The sequence below is a fragment of the Clostridium sulfidigenes genome (genome assembly GCF_052067195.1).
Taxonomy (GTDB): Bacteria; Bacillota; Clostridia; order Clostridiales; family Clostridiaceae; genus Clostridium_J; species Clostridium_J sulfidigenes.
The window spans coordinates 24,656-44,868 of sequence record NZ_JBQHQR010000019.1 but is presented as its reverse complement, the minus strand read 5'-3'; the positions used below and the strand labels follow the sequence as shown (position 1 = coordinate 44,868).

Genomic DNA, 20,213 nt, shown 5'->3' with positions numbered 1-20,213 from the left:
AAAATTATTGAGCTGTAACCTCATCTTTACTTAATTTTATAGCTTCTTTATAAAACTCTTGTATTTTACCTTCAGATTCTAATCTTTCTAATGTTTTATTAACTGCTTCTAGTAAAGTAGCTTGTCCCTTTGGAAGAGCTATAGCAGAACCACCACCGGAAGTATCATTAATTTTTTCTTTTGCAACAGCTAATTCTTCATGAACTATAGCTTGTATATCAGCTACTGGAAGTTCAACAATTACTGCATCTAAGTTTCCAGCTATTAAATCTTGAATTAAAGTTGGAACTTGTGCTAATAGCTTAACATCAGCATTTTCAATTCCCTGAGCTAAAGTAGCTTGTGTAGAACCATTTTGAGCTCCTACTTTTTTACCTTTTAAATCATCAATACTTTTAATAGTTTCAGAATTGTTTTTATTTATCAATATTCCTTGTTCTGCTTGAAAATATATATTTGAGAAATCTATAACTTCTTTTCTTTCTTCATTAACTGATAGTCCAGACACTCCTAAATCAATGATTCCATTTCTTGTAGCATCACAAATAGTGCTAAATTCCATCTCTTGAATTTCGTATTCTACACCCAAATCTTTAGCAATTTCACTTACTAGAGATATGTCTAGACCAACGGTTTTCTTTTCACCATTTTCCATTATAAAGAATTCATAAGGTGCGTAATCAACACTCATACCTACTTTTAATTTTCCTTCTTTTTTTATTTTAGATAGCAAGTCCACCTCTTCTTTATTACCGCATGCCATTAAAGATAGTGACATGGTACCTACCATAGCTAGTGCAAAAATTTTCTTTAGTATACCTTTTTTCATTATTGTATCCCCCTTGTATAATAATTTATTACCGTTGCATAATTATACAACTATAACTTATAAATATGCAATAGTTTTTTAATATTTTTTTAAAAAAGATTTATATTAATTAAAAAAATTTATATTTATTTAAGTTAAAATACTATATTAGGGGAAAATAAATTATGAAAACCATTGTGAACTCAATGGTGACGTGATAATATTACTATGTTGTTAAAATGAGAGCTTATTACTAAATAGTACAGCTCTAGAAAACTTATTTATGTTGAAATCAAGAGGAGTAAGATTATGAAATTATCAGAAAAAGCTAAGAATCGACAAATGAATAAAGAAGCTATCATTTCTATTATTTTGTATATACTTTATTTTATGTGGTGGTATGTTACTGGCTTTGGGCTAGGAAGTGGAGATCCATCTACTTATAAATATGTAATGGGACTACCATTGTGGTTTGTATTAAGTAGTTTTGTAGGACCAATAATACTTATTGTAGCAGTAACATTTACTGTAAAGTATTTATTTGTGGATATGGATTTGGAAAATGATGAAGAACAAAAGAATAATCATAAGGAAAAATAAAGTGGGGAATGTAGTATGGAAAAAATGTTAATTGTAATACCAATTATTCTTTATTTAGCATTAAACTTATTTGTAGGAGTTTGGATTAGCAAAAATTCAGCAAAAGAAAATGCTAAAAATGGATTTATAAATAATTATTTCATAGGTGGAAGATCTATGGGAGGGTTTGTTCTTGCCATGACATTAATAGCAACTTATACCAGTGCCAGCAGTTTTATTGGTGGACCTGGAATTGCTTATTCTGTAGGATTAAGTTGGGTATTTGTAGCAGTAACTCAAGTTCCAACAGCATTTTTAACACTAGGAATCTTAGGAAAAAAGCTAGCTATAATATCAAGAAAAATTAATGCTGTAACAGTTACAGATTATTTATACAAAAGATATAAATCACCCACAGTAGTTATAATGGCATCTATTGCTTTAGTAATATTTTTTATTGTAACTATGGTGGCGCAGTTTATTGGAGGAGCTGTACTTTTTCAGTCTATTACGGGGTATTCCTATTTGGTAGGACTAATTTTATTTGGTACAATAGTAATTATATATACTACCATAGGAGGCTTTAAAGCAGTAGTTGTTACTGACACAATTCAAGGAATTATAATGATAATAGGTACAGGACTGATTATTTACTCTATTATAAAGGTTGGCGGGGGAATGGATACTATTTCAGCTACTTTAAATGAAGTTAATCCAGTATGGAATACCCCTTTATCTGGAGAACATTTTAGTAAAGGATACATCATGTCCTTTTGGGTATTAGTAGGAGTAGGAACCCTTGGACTTCCTCAAAATACAGTTAGAGCTATGGGGTTTAAGAATAGTAAATCCATGCATGATGCCATGATTTATGGAACAGTAGTATTTTTTATTTTAATGTTTGGAATGCTTTTAGCGGGAGTACTTTCTGCAGCAATTCTTCCAAAAGGAATTGCAAATTCAGATACTGTTATTCCAACTTTAGTAATTAATATTATGCATCCTGTAGCTGCTGGAATATTTCTTGCAGCACCACTAGCAGCAGTTATGTCAACGGTATCCTCTATGTTAATCTTATCTTCTGCAGCAATTATAAAAGATATATATATGAACTACATTATGAAAAATTATGATGTAAAAGAAGGTAAAGATTTTGAAAAGAAAATATCAAAAATGAGTCTATGGTCCACAGCAATTATAGGGCTTATAGTGTTTATTCTTGCAATACAACCTCCATCATTACTTACTTTTATTAATCTGTTTGCATTTGGTGGATTAGAGGCTGCTTTCTTTTGTCCAGTGGTCTTTGGGTTATATTGGAAGAGAGCTAATGCTATGGGAGCTATAATATCTATGATTTGCGGTGTTAGTTCCTTTATAATATTTTACATCACAAAGTTTGCACCAATGGGAGTTCAACCTATAGTGCCGGCTCTTGTGGTAGCTATAATTACATTCTTAATGGGAAGTTATATTGGGAAAAAACCAGATAGAGATGTAATAGAATTATTCTATGGTATAGAAGAATAAAGTGTTTAAATGAGTTTAGAGTTATATCAAAACAAAATTAATGTTAAATTAGTATTGAACTTATATTTATTTTAAATGAATGTACAATATTTAATTAAGATTAGAAAATTGTTTTGATATAACTCTTTTTTAGTTTCCTATCTTCAATAGTATTCAAAAAATACTAGTAAGTTTTTAATTAAAGATGATACTACAAAATAACTTAAGGTATAATAGAATAATATAGAATTATAGTTTATTTATAGGGGGTAGGGGAAAATGACCAATATATATTTTGTTAGACATTGTGAGCCTGACTTTTCAATTCATGAAGATTTGATTAGACCGTTAACGGATAAAGGATTAGAAGATAGTAAAAGGGTAGCAGAAGTATTAAAAAGCAAAAAAATACATGGAATTTATTCAAGTCCATATAAACGTGCAATAGATACGGTTAAAGAGTTAGCTGATGCGTTAAATTTAAAGGTAGTAACTAAAGAGGATTTAAGGGAGCGGACTATTACAGATCAATGGATAGATGATTTTAATGAATTTGTAAAATGTCAATGGGAGGATTTTGAGTACAAGCTTTCTAAGGGTGAATGTCTTAGACAGGTGCAAGAGAGAAATATAACAGCATTAAAAGAAATATTAAATGAGAATAAAGGCAAAAATGTAGTAATAGGAACTCATGGCACAGCTTTAAGTACAATATTGAATTATTATAATAAAACCTTTGGTTATGAGGAGTTTAATAGAATAAAAAGTATTATGCCTTGGATTATTGTTATGGAATTTAAGGGTGAGGAATTTATAGGATTTAAAGAAATAGATATAGATTAATGGAGGAGGAACAAAATTGAGAATACTTCATACTGGAGATTGGCATCTAGGAAAAAATCTAGAGGGTCAGAGTAGGATGGATGAGCAAGAAGAGTTTTTAAAGGACTTTGTAAATATTGTAGAAGAAAATAATATAGATTTGGTTATTATTGCAGGAGATGTCTATGATACAAGTAATCCACCAGCTAGAGCTGAAAAAATGTTTTATGATACTTTAAAGAGAGTTTCTAGAAATGGTGAAAGGCTAACCCTTGTAATATCGGGAAATCATGATAATCCAGAGAGATTAGTGGCAGCAGGTCCTTTAGCTATGGACCATGGAATAATTATGGTGGGAACTCCAAAAACTGTAGTTCAACCAGGGAGCTATGGAAAACACAGACTTATTGAATCTGGAGAAGGGTTTATCGAAATTGAAGTTAATGGACAAAGAGCAGTTATATTAACAGTACCCTATCCCAGTGAAAAAAGATTAAATGAAATATTGTATAGTGGCATGGAAAGTGAAGAAGAAAAATTAATGTCTTATAGTGATAGAATACATGAATTATTTCACACTTTAGAAGGTCATTATAGAGAAGACACTATAAATTTAGTAGTATCACATCTATTTGCCATGGGAAGTGAAGAAAGTGGTTCAGAGAGAAGCATACAACTAGGAGGAAGCTACATAGTAAATGGCAGTTGTTTTCCAGAGTCAGCTCAATATATAGCTCTTGGTCATGTGCATAAGCCTCAAATAGTGCCTGGAACTAATAAAAGAGCACGATACTCAGGTTCACCTCTTCATTATAATAAAAAGGAAATTAGCTTTAAAAATAAATGTTTTATAGTAGATGTGAAGGCTGGAGAAGATAGCGTTATAGAAGAGGTGGAAATAAAGGTTTATAAGCCCATTGAGGTTTGGAAATGTAATGGAGTAGAGGAAGCTATCTTAAAGTGTGAGGAAAATAAGGATAGAAATTGTTGGGTTTATCTTGAAATTTCTACAGATAGATATATAAATGAAGATGAAATTAAGAAAATGAAGACATTAAAAAGAGATATCCTAGAAATTATGCCTAAGATTATAGGTGTGGAGGAAGAGGATGAAAATGCTAGGAGTCTTTCTGAAAAATCCTTTGAAGAGATATTTAAGGATTTTTATAAAAGAGAAAGAGGAGTAGATGCAGAGGATGAAGTGGTTCAGCTACTTATGTCTATAATCTCAGAAGAAGGAGGCCAAGATAATGAAACCAATTAGTCTTAAAATTAAGGGATTAAATAGCTTTAATGAAGAGCAATTTATAGATTTTGAAAAACTTACGGAGCAAGGCTTTTTTGGTATATTTGGACCTACTGGCAGTGGAAAATCTACAGTATTAGATGGAATAACTTTAGCTTTATATGGAGAGGTTTCAAGAAAAAGTTCAAACTTTATAAATACTAATTGTGATAGCCTAGCTTTAAGTTATACCTTTCAAATTTCAGGAGCAAAGCCTAAGAGATATGTTGTAGATAGAGAATTTAAAAGGGATAAGAAAACGGGTAATCCTATATCAGGAAAATGTAAGATAATAGATATGACTTTTGAGGAGCACATAATTTTAGCAGATAAGGTAAAGGAAGTTACTGCAGCTTGTAGAGAGATTATAGGATTAAGTTTAGAGGATTTTACTAGAACTGTAGTATTACCTCAAGGGAAATTTAGTGAGTTTTTAAGGTTAGAGGGTAGAACGAGAAGAGATATGCTTGAGAGATTATTTAATTTACAAAAGTATGGAGATAATCTTTCAAGTAAGTTAAAGGCTGAAGTAATCAAGGAAGAAAGTAAATACAAGGAGCTATCTGGTGAGCTTAAGGGTTATGAAAATATAAATGAGGATACATTAAAAGAAAAAGAGGATGAACTAAAAGCTTCAACAGATATACTAAAAAAAGGTAATGAGGAACTTAAGAAGTTAGCAGAAGATTTTAAGGAAAAAGAAGAAGTTTGGAAGTTAAGCTTAGATATTAAAGACTATGAGGAAAAGAAAAAAGCTCTAATGGGAAAAGCTGAAGAAATAGAAGCGTATAAGGAAAAACTAAAAATTGGTGAAGGTGCAGCTAGGGTTTTACCTTATATAGAAAGTTATGAAAATACTCTAAGAGATTTAAAAGCCTCGAAGGAAAAGGAAAATGCCCTAAATCTCCAATATGAAAAATTAAAAGTAGAAAAAGATGAACTAGAAAGTAAGTGGAATTTTTGGAGAAAGAAAAAGGATAAGGAATTACCTGACTTAAAAGTAAAAGAAGAAAAGGTTAAGGATGCTTTAATAGAAAAGAAAAATTTAGATGCTTTAAAAGTTAATATTAGTGAGTTAAGGGAAAATGTTAAAAGTTTAAATGAGCAGGGACAGAAGGCTCAGGGAGAAATAGATATTTTAGATAAAAGAATTCTTAAAGGTGGAAATGTTATAAAAGAAACTGAGATGAAGTTTGAAGCCCTTAAGATAGATAGTGAATTAAAGGAAAAAGTTCAAAGGGGTATTAGACTTAATGAAAGATTTTTAGACTTAAAAGCTTTAGTAGATAAAGATAGATTAATCTTAACAAAACTTAAAAAGATTATGGAAGAAGAACACATAAAAGAGGATTTATGTAGAGAAGAACTCAGTAAAAAGGAAGCATTGCTTATAGAAAAGGAAGAGCAGTTAGAGAAACTAATTAATACTTGTCCAGGAGAATCTACTGACCTTTTGAATCTTCAAAGATGGATATCTGAGGAAGCAGAAAAGACTAAAAAATATAGCCTTGCAACTGAAGTTATTATAAGCTCAGAAGAAAGTATTAAAAGTTTAAGGGAAGCAGTAAATAAATATGAGAAAAATAAGTCTAGTATAGATGAGGCCATTAAAGGTTTAAAAGCAGAAGTACTAGAGCTGCAGGTTGAGACTTTAGCAAGTGAGCTTAGAGAAAATTTAAATAAGGGAGAACCTTGTCCTGTTTGTGGTTCTTTAGAGCATCATGTTGAAAATATAAGGCATATAGAAAACCTAGACTTAACTGGAAAAAATGAAAAACTGCATGACTTTGAAAATCAACTTAAGGAAATAGAAATGAATATTACTAGGGACAACACTAAAATCTTAAATTTAGAAGAAAACATTAAGGCTAAAGAACTAGAAATAAAAGCTTTAGGGGATGATTTTAAAGTTGGGAATCTAGCAATATTAGAAGATAAATTTAAAGCACTAGATAAAGAACTGTCACAGTATAATAAAGATAAAGAAGTTTTAGAGACTGTTATAAAAACTTTAAAAGAAGAAAAACTATCCTTAGAAGGGAAAAGAAATACTATTAAATCAGTAGTAGAAGAAAAGGAAAAGCAATATAAGGATGTAGAGCTAGAATTTAATAAAAATACTCTATCTAGTAGTGCTTTAGAAAATGATATAAATAGCATAAAAAATTCTATCAATGTAGAAAGTTTTCAAGAAAAAAATGAAGAAATATTAAGGATAGAAAAAGAAAGAGAAGAGTTAGAAAAGAACATAAGAAAGTATAGAAAGGGATTAGATGATCTAATAGATAGCAAGGAATCCCTACAAATAAGCATAAATTCTCTTAGAGAAAACTTAGCTAAAGAAAAATCTGCCCTTATAGAAAAAGAAAAAAGTGCAGAGGAGAAGGAGCTTCAAATAAAATCTAAGGTAGGGGATCTCGATAATCTCAAGGACTTATTAATGCAGCTGCAGGAAGAAATAAAGACTATAGAAGATTCCTTTAATGGTTATGATAAGAAAAAGGAATCCATGGAAAAAGACTTTAAAAGCTGTAATGAAGCTTTAATAGAAATCATAAGTAAGGTTAGACAGTTAGATAAACGAGAGGAAGAAGAAAGAACTTACTTGAAGGCTTGCTTAAGGAAGGAAAATTTTGAAGATATAGAGCAGGTTAAAGATAATGTAATTTCTAAGGTGGAAATAGAGAGAATAAAGACATTTATTGAAGAGTATAATAACAGCATATCCAAGGTTAATGGGGCTATTGAAAGTTTACTTATAAAGATAAATGGAAGAGAAGTAAGTGAAGAAGCTTGGCAGCAGGTTCAAGAAGAAAAAGCTATAAAAGAAGAGGAAATAAAGGCTTTTACGGAAGTAAATATAAGATGTTCAGAAGAGGTTAATTATATAAAGAAAAAACTATTGGAGTTAAAGGAATTGTTAGATAAAAAAGAAAAATTAGATCATAAATTAGCTCTTCTTGATGATTTAGAAAAGCTATTTAAGGGTAAAAAGTTTGTTGAGTTTGTAGCTGCTACTAGACTAAAATATGTATCCATGGAAGCCTCTAAGAGACTTAAGGAAATTACTAGTGGAACTTATGGTTTAGAAGTAGATGAACAGGGCAAATTCATAATAAGAGACTATAAAAATGGAGGAGCCTCAAGAGATGCATCTACACTTTCAGGAGGAGAGACATTCCTAACATCCTTAGCTTTAGCCTTAGCACTATCCTCAGAAATTCAACTTAAGGGAACAGCACCCTTAGAGCTATTCTTCTTAGATGAAGGCTTTGGAACACTAGATGATGACTTACTAGAAGTAGTTATGAGCTCCTTAGAGAGAATTCATAATGATAAACTTAAGGTAGGAATAATAAGTCACGTAGAATCTATAAAAAATAGGGTGCCAGTAAAATTAGTAATTACTCCAGCGGAATCAGGTAGAGGTGGAAGTAAAGTTAAGATTGAAAGAAGTTAATTGCAACAATGATTTTTAATGTTATAATAGATTATTGGCATTAAGAGAAATGTAAATGAGAATGCGACTTAAGACAAGAAGTTTTATTGGTTAAATACAAACTCTATGTATGGCAAAATAAATATGTAAAGTGAGAAAAAGATATGAGATATGAAAGATTAGAAAAGCAAATAAATAGACTAGACAATGATATTGATTCTATGGGAATAGCTAAGAAGTATTTATCAAATATTGATGAAATTAATGAGGTAATTAAAGAATTAAATGAGAAAAGAATAGGCCTTGCTAATGAGCTGTATTTTGAAGATCATTCATCTTATGCACAGTGCTGTATAGAGATAAGTAATGTAATTGATAGACCTCTTGGCCAAGAATCACAAGCTGAATTACTTGAGACTATAAAAGAAATCTTTGGAAGAAAGTCTCCAAATGTAAGCAAAAAAAGTTATGGACTTAATGCTTGGCTTAAAGAACTGGATATAGAATATAAGTGGATTGAAAAAGAAAATGAAGATTGGGCTACATTAATAATAAGTGGATTTGGATTACACGAATAAACTAAAAATATATTCTTAATTTTATATTGACGAAATAAATATATTTGTTTATTATAGATAATAATATCAATAATAGCTATGATGAGAAAAGTAGATATTTAATTTCTTTTACAGAGAGCTCCAGGTGCTGAAAAGGAGTGAAGAAGTATTTATCGAAACAAGGCTCTGAGCTTCATACGGATTCTTAAAAGATGATGCTATGACGTAGGTCTACGTTACAGGACTAGAGTATAAGTATTTTTAATACCGTACTTGATAAGATTGATATGGTGACATATCTATGAATTTAGGTGGCAACGCGAAGATATAACTCTCGCCCTAAGGACTATAACAGTCCTAGGGTGGGAGTTTTTAAGTTTTACTCTAAATCTTTGATTTAGCTAAGTAAAACTTACTCCTTGGAACGCATGTGAGAAGGAGTTTCTTTACGAGCAAAGCGAGAAAGTTGCTTTAGCAACATTACTCTAAATCTTTGATTTAGCTAAGTAAAACTTAAGTGAACATCTAAATCTATGATTTAGTCATGTGAACTTACTCATTTGAACGAAGTGAAAAGGAGTTTCATATTGCTAAAGATGTGAGAAGGAGTTTCCTCAAGATCAAAGCGAAAAGTTGCTTTAGCAACGTCACTCCAAATTTTATATTTGGTTAAGTGAAAAACTATAAAATCTTAAAATTAAAATTTATATATAAATTGGAGGTGAATTTAGTAAAGCTTGAAAAAAGCTTTACTAAGAGGATATGTGTAATGAAAATGATTCTTTAAACTTTGTAGATAGACTAGTGAAGGAAGATATTAATGAGGGGAAATGTGATGAAATTCATACTCGGTTTCCTCCTGAACCTAATGGATATCTCCATATAGGAAGTGCTTATGCAATAAATATAAGCTATGGAATTGCTAAAAAGTATAATGGAAAATTTAACTTAAGATTTGATGATACTAACCCAGGTAAAGAAGACCATGAGTATGTAGATGCTATTATGGAAGATATGAAGTGGATGGGGTTTGACTATGAGGATAGACTTTTTTATGGTTCAGACTACAGTGAAAAAATATATAACTATGCTTTATATTTAATAAGAAAGGGAAAGGCTTACGTATGTAATTTAACTCCCGATGAAGTAAGAGAGTATAGGGGAACTTTAACAACACCAGGTAAAAATAGTCCTTATAGAGATAGAGCTATTGAAGAAAACTTAGAGTTATTTGATAAAATGAAGGCTGGTAAATATAAAGAGGGCGAAGCTGTGTTAAGAGCAAAAATAGATATGGCAAGTCCCAATATGAATATGAGAGATCCAGTTATTTATAGAATATCCTATACACAACACTATAAAACTGGTACTCAATGGTGTATATATCCTATGTATGACTATGCTCATCCAATTCAAGATTATATTGAAGGGGTTTCTCATTCCTTATGTTCTAATGAATTCAAAGATCATAGACCTCTTTATGAATGGGTTTTAAATGAGTTAGATTTAGATAATCCAAAACCAAGACAAATTGAATTTGGAAGAATGAATTTAAGTGGAGTAGTTACAAGTAAGAGGTATTTAAAGATGTTAGTAGCTAGTGGAGAAGTTGATGGATGGGATGATCCAAGACTTTCAACTTTAAAGGGAATGAGAAGAAGAGGGTATACACGAGAGGCAATTTTAAACTTTTTAAGAGAAATTGGAGTTGCTAAGGCTGATACTTTAGTAGATGTTGCTATGCTAGAGAACTCTTTAAGACAAGATTTGAAATTGAGGGTACCTTCTGTTATGGCAGTTCTTGATCCAATAAAAGTTGTAATAACAAATTTGCAAGAAGAACATTTAGAGTATTTAACCATTGAAAATAACGGTGAAAATGAAGACTTAGGTAGGAGAGAGATGCCTTTTACTAAAGAATTGTATATTGAAAGAGAGGATTTTAGTGAAAATCCACCTAAGAAATATAATAGATTAGTATTAGATGGAGAAGTTAGACTTAAGGGAGCATATTTTATAAAGTGTAATGAGGTAATAAAGAATGAATCTGGTGAAATAGTAGAGCTTAGATGTAGCTATGATCCAGAGACTAAGAGTGGTAGCGGTTTTACTGGAAGAAAAGTTAAGGGAACAATTCACTGGGTAAGTACAAAGTATGGAGTACCTTGTGAAGTTAGATTGTTTGAGAATTTATTTAATGATGCTCCATCTGGAGATAATTTATTTGAATATATAAATAAAAATTCCTTAGAAGTAAAGAAAAATGCAATTATTGAACCAGCAGCGCTTAGACTAAACGAAGAAGGTAGATTTCAATTTATAAGACATGGATACTTTATAAGAGATACTAGATTATCTAAAGAAAAGCTAGTATTTAATAGAACTGTATCTTTGAAGAGCTCTTATAAAAAGTAAGTCAGTGTATATAAGAAAAATCCATTAGAAATAAAGTATAGAAAATAGCCCAAGGGATAAAGAAAATCCTTTGGGCTATTTTTATATAAGTAGGATAAGAAATTACATTAGTTTTTCCTGTATTATTTTGTGTAATTATCGAAATAACCTTGGATGAAGATTATAGGAGTTCCCTTATCTCCACTTCCAGAAGTTAAGTCAGATAATGAACCTATAAGATCAGTAAGTCTTCTTGGAGTAGTACCTTGTGATTCCATAGCACCTACTAAATCAGATTCTTTATTTTTAATATATTCAGAGATAGCAGACTTAAGTTCTTCACCTTTTAAATCAGCAAAGTTATTATCGGCAAGATATTTTAACTTAACTTCATTTGGTGTTCCTTCAAGTCCTGGAGTATATGCAGGTGATACAACTGGGTCTGCAAGTTCCCAAATCTTACCTACTGGGTCTTTGAATGCTCCATCTCCATAAATCATAACTTCAACAGTTTTTCCAGTTTTCTCTTTAATCATAGCTTGTATGTTATCAACTACTGGTTGGCAGTTACGAGGGAAAAGTTTAACTGTTTCCTCTGTAGATTTGTTTGAGCCTAAAAGTCCATAAGCTTCATTGAATCCACTACCATCAATTGATGAAGATAAAATATCATCAAGACTATAAATCTTTTCTCCACCATTTGCCTTAAGTATTTTCTTAGTTCTGAATCTAGTGTGAATGTCACAAGTAAGTACACTCTTTGTATAATCTAATATAGTTTTTGGATTATTTGAGAATATAACTTCACACTCTATCCCATAGCTTTCAACTAGAGATTTGTAATATTCAATATAATCAACACCGGTAAATGGATGTTTATTAAATCCAAAGTGTTCACGGAATTGCTTTTCAGTTAGAACATCTGTCCAAGGATTAACTCCTTTTTCATCTAGGATATCTAAGTCTACTAAATGGTTACCAACTTCATCAGAAGGATAGCTAAGCATTAAAACAATTTTCTTAGCACCCTTTGCAATACCACGAAGGCATATAGCAAAACGGTTACGGCTTAATATTGGGAATATTACTCCTACAGTATCTTCACCAAACTTTGAGCTTACATCTTTAGCAATATTGTCTATAGAAGCATAGTTTCCTTGTGCACGAGCAACTACAGATTCAGTTACAGTAACTACATCTTTATCATTAATTGAGAAACCTTCAACTTTAGCAGCAGTTAGCACGCTATCTACAACGATTTCTTCAATGTTATCTCCTTTGTTTATGATTGGGCAACGAAGTCCTCTAACAACAGTTCCAACGACTCTTTCCAATTATAACATCTCCTTTATGTAAAATTACATTAATTTTTAAAACCTACACTTGTAATATACACCATTTTAGTGGTATAAGTAAAATAAATAGATTAAATAGTAGATATAAGGAGTGCTTATATGATAAGTAAATTAGATTTATATAAGGTGTTTTGTATGGTTGGAAAGCATGAAAGTTTTTCAAGAGCTGCTAAAGAGTTATACATGACTCAACCCGCAGTAAGTCAATCTATTATGCAATTAGAAAGAGAACTAGATATAAGGCTTTTCACAAGAACTTCTAAAGGGGTTATACTTACAAATGAGGGGCGAATTTTATTTGAATATGCTAGCTCTGCCATGAATTTGATACATGTTGGAGAAGATAAACTTTTAAAAATTAAAAATATGATGATAGGAGATTTAAAAATAGGTGTAGGAGATACCATATCAAGATATTTTTTATTACCCTATTTAGAACAATTTCACAAGGAATATCCCAATATTAAGTTTAAAATAATAAATGCCACAACCTTAGAGCTTTGTGCTAGTGTAAAGTCAGGGGAAATAGATATTGCAATTTGTAATTTTCCTATTGAAGATTCCGCACTGGAACTTAGAGAATGTATGGATATTCATGATATATTTGTCTGTGGAAATAAGTACAAGAACCGTTGCTCTAGACCCATTAGCCTCGAAGAAATAACAAAATTACCATTAATATTATTAGAATCTAAATCTATATCAAGGCAATACATAGAAAAATATATGTTATCTAAAGGAATTAAAATTACTGCTGAAATCGAATTAGGATCTTATGATTTATTATTAGAATTCGCAAGGGCAAACTTAGGAATAGCCTGTGTTATTAAAGAATTTTCAAAAGAATATTTAGAAAAGGGAACAGTATATAAAGTGAAATTAAAAGAAGAAATACCTAAAAGAAGTATAGGGCTATGTTTTTTAAAGAGTGTGTCCCTTTCTCCCGCAACTACAAAATTTATTGAAATACTAGAGCATAAAACAGACATATAGGACAAAAACATATACAAAAATAGAATATACCCTGAAAGCTTAACACACAAAATAGAGGATTACTTTACAGGGTATTTTGTATTAACTAAAAATGACTACTTACTTCTTCTCTTTCAATTCTTTTTACATCTTTTAATCTTAAATGAGTTACGTCCATAATTTTATCATAGGATTCTCCATCTATAAGCATTTGTTTAGCTTTTTCACGTAGCTCAGGGTTATCTTCTAATTTCATAAATTTAACCTCCTTCAACATTTCGTTCAACCTTATTTTGTGATTATTATAAAAAACTATTCATATATATAGGAGCGCAATTAGGTATTTATTGAATGGTATAGTTGAATTTGTAAATCCGCAATGTTATAATAAATATAATTTAATAGATAGCTAGGGGTGCCAATTTGGCTGAGAAGGAAAGTCCTAACTCTAAGAACCTGATATGGTTAGTACCATCGGAGGGAAGCAAATAATAAATCTTATTTTTATATAAAATAAAAGTCTTGCTTATGCAAAATTAGTATTTTTATAAAAGCTTAAGTAAAGATATAATTTTAATTATTAATATCTAAACTTAAATAAGAAGATATTGTTATATGAGTTATTGAGATTTTCAACACCTAGCATTTGTTAGGTGTTTTTTATTTGTAAAAATAAGTTAGTTAATGTACATAGGTATTGAAAGAAGGTGAAAATATGAAGGTTAATGGAAAAAGTGTAGATATGAATGGAATAACTACTATAAGCAGTTTGCTAAGTAAGTTAGATGTTAATGAAGAAAAGGTAGTAGTGGAATTAAATAAAGAAATAGTACCAAGAGAAAATTATTGGGAAATATATTTAAAAGAGGAGGATATTATAGAAGTTATATCTTTTGTAGGGGGAGGCTAAAGAGAAATTATAAATATATTTGAAAAGACTTTTACAGAAAGATGTAGAGTGGTGGATTTGTTTGAATGAGAAAATTAAAATTAAAGTTAATGAAAACATAGAAGAAGTTAATAAGGGTGAAACATGTCTTCGTTTAAAGGATAGGCTTAATCCTAGTTGTGATGTGGTGATACTAAATGGATTTCCTTTAGTTAAAGATAAGATATTAAAGGAGGGTGACAACATTGTTTTTATAAAGAGAGGACAAGTTCCAAGTAAAAGTGAACTTAGAGGTGTTATGATGGCAAGGCATACACCAGGGGTACATGAAAAAGTATCAAAGGCAAGAGTAGCCATTGCAGGTGTAGGAGGCCTTGGGTCCAATATTGCTATATCCTTAGCACGGTTAGGAGTGGGATTTATAAGAATAATAGATTTTGATGTGGTAGAACCATCAAATTTAAATAGACAGCAATACTTAATAAGAGATATAGGAGAATATAAGGTTATTGCTTTAAAAAAACAACTCTTAGACATAAATCCATTTATAGAGATAAATGAAAAAATTGAGAAAATAGAGAAGGGGAATATAAAAGAATTATTTGAAGATGTAGATATTGTGTTAGAAGCTTTTGATAGTGCAAATTATAAAGCAATGTTGTGTAATGAGATATTAACTAAAGTTAAGGAATCAGTCCTTATAGCATCATCAGGTATGGCAGGTTTTTATTCTTCTAATGATATACAAACTAAAAAGATAAACGATAGGTTTTATATTTGTGGAGATGGAGTAAATGAAGCTAAAGAAGGATCTGGACTCATGGCACCAAGAGTAGCAATATGTGCAAATCATATGGCAAATATGGCACTTAGAATTATGTTGAAAGAAGGGGAAAGTTAAAATGGAAGATATGTTAAAAATAGGTGGAGTAGAATTAAAAAATAGATTATTTGTAGGTACAGGTAAGTATCCGTCTAATAAACTTATAAAGGAAGTCTTGAGTGAAAGTAATTCACAGGTTATTACCTTGGCCTTAAGAAGGATAGATTTAGATAATAAGGAAGAAGATATTTTATCTAATATACCTAAGGATGTTATTTTATTGCCCAATACATCAGGGGCAACTAATGCAGAAGAGGCAGTTAGGATTGCAAGAATTGCCAAAGCTATGGGATGTGGTAACTGGATAAAAATTGAGGTTATATCGGATTCAAAGTATCTGCTTCCGGATAATGAAGAAACTATAAAAGCTACAGAAATATTAGCTAAAGAAGGATTTACAGTACTCCCATATATGTGTCCAGATTTATATGCAGGGAGAAGATTAATAGAAGCGGGAGCATCGGCGGTTATGCCTTTAGGAGCACCTATAGGAAGTAATAGAGGTATAAGAACTAAGGAACTTATTGAAATAATGATAGATGAACTAGATATTCCAATTATAGTTGATGCTGGAATAGGAAAGCCATCACAAGCAATGGAAGCTATGGAAATGGGAGCAGCGGCATGTCTTGTTAATACAGCTATAGCTTCTTCAAAAAATCCAGCTAATATGGCAAAAGCCTTTAGTATGGCGGTAGAAGGTGGACGACTTGCTTATTTATCAAAATTTGGGACTGTTTCTAAAAGTGGAAATGCATCTTCACCACTCACAGGATTTTTAGGAGAGTAAAAAACTTTACACTAACGGAAAATTTGAGGAGATGAAAAAATGAGTTTTTATAGTACCATAGAAAAATTTAAGGATTTTGACTTTAATAGATATTGGAGTAGGGTAAAAGTAGAAGATGTAGAGAGAAGTATTAATGAAAAAAATCCAAATTATGAGGACTTGCTTAATTTATTATCACCAGTAGCAGAAAAAGTATTAGAAGATATGGCAGTAAAGGCAAGGGAATTATCGTTAAGACACTTTGGAAGAACTATTTTATTATATACTCCAATTTATATTTCAAATTATTGTGTTAATAAATGCTCTTATTGTGGATATAATCTTGAAAATTCTATAAGTAGAAAAAAGCTAACTTTGGAGGAAATAAAATCAGAATCAGAAGCAGTTGCTAAACAAGGATTTAAGCACATTATTCTATTAACAGGAGAAAGTCAAATTCATTCCCCAACTAGGTATATAGTAGATGCTATAAAAGTAATGAAAGAATACTTTCCATCTATAACCTTAGAGGTACAGCCTTTAAGTGAAGAGGATTATAAAAAAACTGTAGAAGTGGGAGCAGAAGGTCTTACTGTATACCAAGAAACCTATGATGAAGAAATTTATGATAGAGTTCATTTATCAGGACCTAAAAAGAATTATAAATTTAGATTAGATACTCCAGAAAGAGGAGCAAGAGCTGGAATGAGAAGTATAAGTATAGGAGCTCTTCTTGGACTAGGTGATTTTAGAAGAGATGCCTTTTTCACAGCTCTTCATGGAGAGTATATTAGAAAGAAATATCCCCATGTAGAAGTGACTTATTCACCTCCAAGAATCAGACCTTGTGAGGGAGGATTAAAGGAGTTAAATCCAGTGGAAGATAAAAAAATGGTACAAGTTATGTTAGCTTATAAAATCTTTGCACAGCAAAGTGGAATAAATGTTTCTACACGAGAAGATCATAAAATGAGAAAAAACCTTATACCTTTAGGAATCACCAAGATGAGTGCAGGTGTGTCTACAGAGGTTGGAGGTCATGCATTAAAAACTAAAGGTACATCACAATTTTCCATAAATGATGAAGGTTCAGTAGAAGAAATAAAAGAAATGATAATAGAAGCAGGGTTTCAACCAATATTTAAGGATTGGGAAAGAATTTGATTTACCTAATAACAAATAGGCATTTAGTTAGTGAAGAAAAATATTTTAAAACCCTGCAAGAAGCTTCACTGGCTGGTGTGGATAGAATAATATTAAGAGAAAAAGATTTAGATGATGAAGAATTAGAAAGACTTTATTATAAAATAAAGGAGCTAGTAATTGGAAGTACTGAGATAATAATAAATTCTAATATGAAAATTTATAAAAAAGTAAAGGAAAGAACTGTTCATCTATCTTTTAAAGATTTTATGAATTTAGATAATAAAAAGAAATTTAATGTAGGAGTTTCTGTACATTCTTTAGAAGAAGGTATAAGGGCAGATAAAAAGGGGTGTAGCTATATACTAGCATCTCATATATTTTCTACCAAGTGTAAAGAAGGATTAAAGCCTAAGGGCGTTGAATTTATTCAAGAATTAAAGAAAGTAGTTACTTGTCCTATCATAGCTTTAGGTGGAATTTCAACAGAAAATGCTTCCAAGGTTATAGAAGCAGGAGCTGATGGAGTAGCATTAATGTCTACATTTTTTTATTGTGAAGACGTATATGATCTAGTTAGAATCTTAAAATACTAATAGTTATTTCTAAATAATAAAAATTATCCATTGCAAATATATCTTCTATTATAGTATCATTGTATTAAAGTTAGATTATTGAAATTTAAATTACAAGGGATATAGAAATAGAATACAAAATTAGAAGTTTTGCAATAATAGAAGATGGAGGTAATGAAAATGTTAAATATAGGATGTCACTTATCTACAACCAAGGGTTTTGAAAATATGGGAAAGGAAGCACTTTCAATAGGAGCTAATACCTTTCAATTTTTTACTAGAAATCCTAGGGGTGGAAAGGCAAAGGCTATAGATGAAAAAGATGTTGCTGCCCTTTTAAGAATAATGGAAGAAAATAAATTTAGTACTATATTGGCTCATGCACCTTACACATTGAATGCTTGTTCAGCAGATGAAAACACTAGAAAATTTGCATTAGAAATGATGACAGATGATTTATTAAGAATGGAGTACTTACCTAATAATTTATATAATTTTCACCCAGGTAGTCATGTTAAACAAGGCGTAGAAGTTGGAATTAATTATATTGTAGATATGCTTAATGCAGTTATTAAGCCGCAGCAGACTACTACTGTGTTATTAGAAACCATGGCAGGTAAGGGGACAGAAGTAGGGAGAAATTTTGAAGAAATAGCTGAAATTATTAATAGAGTAGAGCTAAAGGATCATATGGGAGTGTGTCTTGATACCTGTCACGTATATGATGCAGGATATGATATAGTTAATAATTTAGATGGAGTTTTAGAAGAGTTTGATAGATTAATAGGCTTAGAAAAATTAAAGGCAATTCATTTAAATGATAGCAAAAATCCTTTTGAAAGCCATAAGGACAGACATGAAAAAATTGGTGAAGGTTCTTTAGGAATTGAAGCCATTACTAATATTATTAATCATCCTAAATTATGCAACTTACCATTTTTCCTTGAAACACCAAATGACCTTGAGGGATATGGCAAAGAAATAGAAATATTAAGAAGAAAGGCTCTTAGCTAGCAGCTAAGAGTCTTCTTTCCTTATAATTACAAATTGTTTTGTTCTACCCATGTTATAAGCAAGGCTTATCATAGACTTTTCTTCTTTAGTTAGACTTCTCTTGTACATTTTTTTAAATTGATCAAATACGCCATTCATATCAACTTTTTCTTTAACAGAAGAGGTACTCCTAGAAGGGTTAGTATATAATAAAGGCTTTATATTTTTATTGAAAATCTTCTTTAATACTTCTGCTGTATAATAAGCATCATTACTCGCGTCATGAAAATCACCATGAAGGGGTATATCCAAAAGCTCAATTGCATTTTTAAGCCCAATTTTTATACCTTTTTTACTATTAAAATATTTTGATGCATGGCTTTGCACGTCGATATATATAAGTGGAAGAGAAGTAGTAGATATATTATGAAATTTTATATTTCGTAAAAGTTCTTTTATATCTACTATCCCCCATACACAGAGAACTGCTTCTTCTTCACCAATAAATTTAGTAAATTTATCGTAAATATTAGGAAAGGTTTCTGAAGAATTTATATCATTATTACTTATTTTAGTAAGGTTTTCCACATAAGGATGTAGAGTTGTGTGAATAGTTGGCTTAATTAAAAAATTAAATGTGGATATCTTTTCGAAATTTTCATTCAATTTTAAAGCTCCTATCTGAATAATTTCAAAGGGGAGACTTAAATTATTGCTCTTTTCTACACATTGATTTTTTTCTAAACAATGTTCTTTTTTATCTTCATATTTTTGATTAAATTCTAAGTCAAATATTATATAGTTCATTACATCACCACTTTTAACATATAAAATCAATTATCTTAGTATTGGTTATGTATTGATTAATTATTAAAAAACATAGAGTAACCAATACCGTACAACTATCTATAATAACAGAATTTGTAGCAATTATATAGCTTTTATTATCTAAAAAGCATAAAAATAGGTTACCTTAAGATTAAATAAATTAACCCTAAGATAACCTTTTAAATTCAAGTTATAGCTTTTGAACATTCACAGCCATGGGCCCTTTAGCTCCATCAGTAATATCAAAAGTTACACTTTCACCTTCATGTAAATCTTTATTAGTTCCTTTTTCTTTTATTTGAGAATGATGTACAAATACATCATTGCCCTCATTACAAGAAATAAATCCATAACCCTTTCCTTCATCATACCATTTAACAATACCAGTTATACTAGACAATATTTATTCCTCC

General features: G+C 30.6%; 19 protein-coding genes, 1 riboswitch and 1 other annotated feature. Of the genes, 14 read left to right on the top strand and 5 right to left on the bottom strand.

Annotated elements, in window-relative coordinates; translation table 11 throughout:
* Positions 1-4: 4 nt before the first annotated feature.
* Positions 5-829, bottom strand: a complete 825-nt coding sequence (locus ACTNBA_RS17310) for a transporter substrate-binding domain-containing protein (RefSeq protein ID WP_346847555.1) — start codon at positions 827-829, stop codon at positions 5-7.
* A gap of 288 nt (positions 830-1,117) precedes the next feature.
* Here ACTNBA_RS17310 and ACTNBA_RS17305 point away from each other — a divergent pair, with 288 nt between their 5' ends.
* The 7 genes from ACTNBA_RS17305 (at position 1,118) to ACTNBA_RS17275 (ending at position 11,414) form a co-directional block, all read left to right on the top strand.
* On the top strand, positions 1,118-1,408 hold the full coding sequence (locus ACTNBA_RS17305) for a YhdT family protein (RefSeq protein ID WP_441075531.1): 291 nt from the start codon (positions 1,118-1,120) through the stop codon (positions 1,406-1,408).
* A 15-nt stretch (positions 1,409-1,423) separates the two neighbouring features.
* Positions 1,424-2,917 (top strand): sodium/pantothenate symporter, encoded by a 1,494-nt coding sequence (gene panF / locus ACTNBA_RS17300; RefSeq protein ID WP_441075530.1) that lies wholly within the window; start codon positions 1,424-1,426, stop codon positions 2,915-2,917.
* A 258-nt stretch (positions 2,918-3,175) separates the two neighbouring features.
* Positions 3,176-3,739: a histidine phosphatase family protein gene (locus ACTNBA_RS17295; RefSeq protein WP_441075529.1), complete on the top strand. Its 564-nt coding sequence runs from the start codon at positions 3,176-3,178 to the stop codon at positions 3,737-3,739.
* A 16-nt stretch (positions 3,740-3,755) separates the two neighbouring features.
* Positions 3,756-4,982 carry an exonuclease SbcCD subunit D gene (locus ACTNBA_RS17290; protein ID WP_441075528.1) on the top strand — a complete coding sequence of 409 codons (1,227 nt, stop codon included), beginning with the start codon at positions 3,756-3,758 and terminating at the stop codon, positions 4,980-4,982.
* Positions 4,969-8,463 carry an SbcC/MukB-like Walker B domain-containing protein gene (locus tag ACTNBA_RS17285; protein WP_441075527.1) on the top strand — a complete coding sequence of 1,165 codons (3,495 nt, stop codon included), beginning with the start codon at positions 4,969-4,971 and terminating at the stop codon, positions 8,461-8,463. The genes ACTNBA_RS17290 and ACTNBA_RS17285 overlap by 14 nt, the downstream gene beginning before the upstream one ends.
* Positions 8,464-8,606: 143 nt before the next feature.
* On the top strand, positions 8,607-9,020 hold the full coding sequence (locus tag ACTNBA_RS17280) for a hypothetical protein (RefSeq protein ID WP_441075526.1): 414 nt from the start codon (positions 8,607-8,609) through the stop codon (positions 9,018-9,020).
* Positions 9,021-9,089: 69 nt separating this feature from the next.
* Positions 9,090-9,344, top strand: a binding site (T-box leader).
* Between the two features lie 417 nt (positions 9,345-9,761).
* On the top strand, positions 9,762-11,414 hold the full coding sequence (locus ACTNBA_RS17275; RefSeq protein ID WP_441075525.1) for a glutamine--tRNA ligase/YqeY domain fusion protein: 1,653 nt from the start codon (positions 9,762-9,764) through the stop codon (positions 11,412-11,414).
* 122 nt (positions 11,415-11,536) lie between these two features.
* On the opposite strand, the gene ACTNBA_RS17270 is transcribed toward ACTNBA_RS17275, so the two are convergent.
* On the bottom strand, positions 11,537-12,727 hold the full coding sequence (locus ACTNBA_RS17270; RefSeq protein WP_346878223.1) for a coenzyme F420-0:L-glutamate ligase: 1,191 nt from the start codon (positions 12,725-12,727) through the stop codon (positions 11,537-11,539).
* 120 nt (positions 12,728-12,847) lie between these two features.
* Between ACTNBA_RS17270 and ACTNBA_RS17265 the strand changes: the two genes are divergently transcribed.
* Positions 12,848-13,741 carry a LysR family transcriptional regulator gene (locus ACTNBA_RS17265; protein ID WP_035133820.1) on the top strand — a complete coding sequence of 298 codons (894 nt, stop codon included), beginning with the start codon at positions 12,848-12,850 and terminating at the stop codon, positions 13,739-13,741.
* 85 nt (positions 13,742-13,826) lie between these two features.
* Here ACTNBA_RS17265 and ACTNBA_RS17260 read toward each other — a convergent pair whose 3' ends face one another.
* The gene (locus tag ACTNBA_RS17260; protein ID WP_167402733.1) at positions 13,827-13,976 is read right to left on the bottom strand and encodes a hypothetical protein; all 150 of its coding nucleotides are present in this window, start codon (positions 13,974-13,976) and stop codon (positions 13,827-13,829) included.
* A gap of 145 nt (positions 13,977-14,121) precedes the next feature.
* A riboswitch (TPP riboswitch) is annotated at positions 14,122-14,220 on the top strand.
* A gap of 215 nt (positions 14,221-14,435) precedes the next feature.
* On the opposite strand from ACTNBA_RS17260, the gene thiS reads away from it, so the two are divergent.
* The 6 genes from thiS to ACTNBA_RS17230 all read left to right on the top strand — a co-directional run bounded on the left by thiS (position 14,436) and on the right by ACTNBA_RS17230 (position 18,993).
* Positions 14,436-14,630, top strand: a complete 195-nt coding sequence (gene thiS, locus ACTNBA_RS17255) for a sulfur carrier protein ThiS (protein WP_035133818.1) — start codon at positions 14,436-14,438, stop codon at positions 14,628-14,630.
* Positions 14,631-14,703: 73 nt separating this feature from the next.
* Positions 14,704-15,510 carry a sulfur carrier protein ThiS adenylyltransferase ThiF gene (gene thiF / locus ACTNBA_RS17250; RefSeq protein ID WP_441075552.1) on the top strand — a complete coding sequence of 269 codons (807 nt, stop codon included), beginning with the start codon at positions 14,704-14,706 and terminating at the stop codon, positions 15,508-15,510.
* Between the two features lies 1 nt (position 15,511).
* Positions 15,512-16,282, top strand: a complete 771-nt coding sequence (locus ACTNBA_RS17245; protein WP_346847546.1) for a thiazole synthase — start codon at positions 15,512-15,514, stop codon at positions 16,280-16,282.
* A gap of 39 nt (positions 16,283-16,321) precedes the next feature.
* Positions 16,322-17,425, top strand: coding sequence for a 2-iminoacetate synthase ThiH (gene thiH, locus ACTNBA_RS17240; RefSeq protein WP_441075524.1), 1,104 nt, complete (start codon positions 16,322-16,324; stop codon positions 17,423-17,425).
* Positions 17,410-18,000, top strand: coding sequence for a thiamine phosphate synthase (locus ACTNBA_RS17235; protein WP_441075523.1), 591 nt, complete (start codon positions 17,410-17,412; stop codon positions 17,998-18,000). The genes thiH and ACTNBA_RS17235 overlap by 16 nt, the downstream gene beginning before the upstream one ends.
* Before the next feature lie 159 nt (positions 18,001-18,159).
* Positions 18,160-18,993, top strand: a complete 834-nt coding sequence (locus ACTNBA_RS17230; RefSeq protein WP_441075522.1) for a deoxyribonuclease IV — start codon at positions 18,160-18,162, stop codon at positions 18,991-18,993.
* A 3-nt stretch (positions 18,994-18,996) separates the two neighbouring features.
* On the opposite strand, the gene ACTNBA_RS17225 is transcribed toward ACTNBA_RS17230, so the two are convergent.
* Together ACTNBA_RS17225 and ACTNBA_RS17220 are read right to left on the bottom strand one after the other, a co-directional pair.
* Entirely contained in the window at positions 18,997-19,779 is a 783-nt protein-coding gene (locus tag ACTNBA_RS17225; RefSeq protein ID WP_441075521.1) for a 3'-5' exonuclease, read from the bottom strand.
* 211 nt (positions 19,780-19,990) lie between these two features.
* On the bottom strand, positions 19,991-20,200 hold the full coding sequence (locus ACTNBA_RS17220; RefSeq protein ID WP_035133808.1) for a cold-shock protein: 210 nt from the start codon (positions 20,198-20,200) through the stop codon (positions 19,991-19,993).
* Between the last annotated feature and the right edge of the window lie 13 nt (positions 20,201-20,213).

Excerpts from the sequence above, each read along its gene's own strand:
- ACTNBA_RS17245 (WP_346847546.1), top strand. The coding sequence starts at position 15,512 with ATGGAAGATATGTTAAAAATAGGTGGAGTAGAATTAAAAAATAGATTA.
- panF (WP_441075530.1), top strand. The coding sequence starts at position 1,424 with ATGGAAAAAATGTTAATTGTAATACCAATTATTCTTTATTTAGCATTA.
- ACTNBA_RS17225 (WP_441075521.1), bottom strand. The coding sequence starts at position 19,779 with ATGAACTATATAATATTTGACTTAGAATTTAATCAAAAATATGAAGAT.
- ACTNBA_RS17265 (WP_035133820.1), top strand. The coding sequence starts at position 12,848 with ATGATAAGTAAATTAGATTTATATAAGGTGTTTTGTATGGTTGGAAAG.
- ACTNBA_RS17305 (WP_441075531.1), top strand. The coding sequence starts at position 1,118 with ATGAAATTATCAGAAAAAGCTAAGAATCGACAAATGAATAAAGAAGCT.
- ACTNBA_RS17275 (WP_441075525.1), top strand. The coding sequence starts at position 9,762 with ATGTGTAATGAAAATGATTCTTTAAACTTTGTAGATAGACTAGTGAAG.
- ACTNBA_RS17285 (WP_441075527.1), top strand. The coding sequence starts at position 4,969 with ATGAAACCAATTAGTCTTAAAATTAAGGGATTAAATAGCTTTAATGAA.
- ACTNBA_RS17295 (WP_441075529.1), top strand. The coding sequence starts at position 3,176 with ATGACCAATATATATTTTGTTAGACATTGTGAGCCTGACTTTTCAATT.
- ACTNBA_RS17260 (WP_167402733.1), bottom strand. The coding sequence starts at position 13,976 with ATGAAATTAGAAGATAACCCTGAGCTACGTGAAAAAGCTAAACAAATG.
- ACTNBA_RS17280 (WP_441075526.1), top strand. The coding sequence starts at position 8,607 with ATGAGATATGAAAGATTAGAAAAGCAAATAAATAGACTAGACAATGAT.
- ACTNBA_RS17230 (WP_441075522.1), top strand. The coding sequence starts at position 18,160 with ATGTTAAATATAGGATGTCACTTATCTACAACCAAGGGTTTTGAAAAT.
- thiS (WP_035133818.1), top strand. The coding sequence starts at position 14,436 with ATGAAGGTTAATGGAAAAAGTGTAGATATGAATGGAATAACTACTATA.
- ACTNBA_RS17310 (WP_346847555.1), bottom strand. The coding sequence starts at position 829 with ATGAAAAAAGGTATACTAAAGAAAATTTTTGCACTAGCTATGGTAGGT.
- thiH (WP_441075524.1), top strand. The coding sequence starts at position 16,322 with ATGAGTTTTTATAGTACCATAGAAAAATTTAAGGATTTTGACTTTAAT.